Source organism: Falsiroseomonas oryzae, assembly GCF_027856955.1.
GTDB classification, from domain to species: Bacteria; Pseudomonadota; Alphaproteobacteria; order Acetobacterales; family Acetobacteraceae; genus Falsiroseomonas; species Falsiroseomonas oryzae.
Genome location: NZ_JAPSMD010000852.1, coordinates 1 through 1,105 on the forward strand (window position 1 = coordinate 1; position 1,105 = coordinate 1,105).

The window sequence follows — 1,105 nt, forward strand, 5'->3', positions numbered from 1 at the left end:
AACTCCTCGGCGGCCTGGGAGGGCATCGGCGCCGGCTCGTAGGCGCCGGCCGGCATGGCCGGCGGCGGCAGGGCCGCGCCGCGCGGCGGCGGGCGCGAGGGGGCCTCGCAGGCCATGAGGGGCAGGATCAGCGCGGTGATGGCCGTCAGCATCCTCGGGGCCGCGATGGGCATGGGTCTTTCCCTCGGTCGATCGCGTCCGATGACTGGCGCGGGCAGGTTGCGGCGCCCGTTCGTCGGGGCGTGGACAGACAGCATGGCATCCCGCACGCGTGATCGGGAACCCTTCCGCAGTCGAACGCGCGTCACCGGCCGGCGGCGCGGCGCAGGCGCGGCTTCTCGGGCGGGGCCTCGCGGTCCAGCAGCGCGTGCATCGCGGCGACCGTCTGCGGGCTGAGGCGGCGGATGGCCTCGGCCAGCCGGTTCGCCAGCGCCGTCGCCTCCGGCGAGAGGCCGGCGGTGTCCACGCTGACCTTGGGGTGGGAGATGCGGGCCAGCTCCGCCAGCTCCTCCGCCTCGTCCCAGATCAGGCCGAAGAACTCGTTCACCTGGTGCACCAGCCCCGCGGAGGGGCGGCCGCGATGCCCGTGCTCCAGCGCGGAGAGATAGGCGGAGGAGACCTGCAGATGCGCGGCCAGCTGCTTCAGCGTGACGCCGCGGCGCCGCCGGAGCTGGCGCAGCCGGGCGCCGAACGGCGTCATCGCGCCCTGTGCCGCTTGCGCAGCAGGATGTTCACCGCGCCGGTGTTGGTGGGGTGCGGATGCGCCGCGCCGAGCACCAGCGGGCGCAGGTCCGGCGCGTTCAGCCAATGCGGCAGCTCGCGCTTCAGGATGCCGCCATCGGGCTGCGGCCCCTTGCCGGTGACGACGGTCACCGTGCGCACGCCATCCAGCGACGCGTCGTGCAGGAAGGCGCGCAGCGCGACATGCGCGTCGTTCACGCGGCGGCCGTGCAGGTCCAGCGTGCGCTCGCTCGGCGCGTCGCCGCGGCGCAGGCTGCGCCAGCGCTTGCGGTCCAGGCCCCCCGGCTGCTCGCCGATGCGGATCTCCGGTGCGAGGGCGCGCTGCGGCGCCGGCGGCGGGGCCTTGGGCAGCGGCGCCGGCGCG

2 protein-coding genes are annotated in these 1,105 nt (G+C 76.0%); both read right to left on the reverse strand.

Features of this window, described 5'->3' with window-relative positions; all coding sequences use genetic code 11:
* Positions 1–304: 304 nt before the first annotated feature.
* Positions 305–700 carry a helix-turn-helix domain-containing protein gene (locus tag OZN99_RS32200; RefSeq protein WP_270939260.1) on the reverse strand — a complete coding sequence of 132 codons (396 nt, stop codon included), beginning with the start codon at positions 698–700 and terminating at the stop codon, positions 305–307.
* The coding region (locus OZN99_RS32205) for a Smr/MutS family protein (protein WP_270939261.1) at positions 697–1,105 on the reverse strand (409 nt) is incomplete at its 5' end. The genes OZN99_RS32200 and OZN99_RS32205, both read right to left, overlap by 4 nt.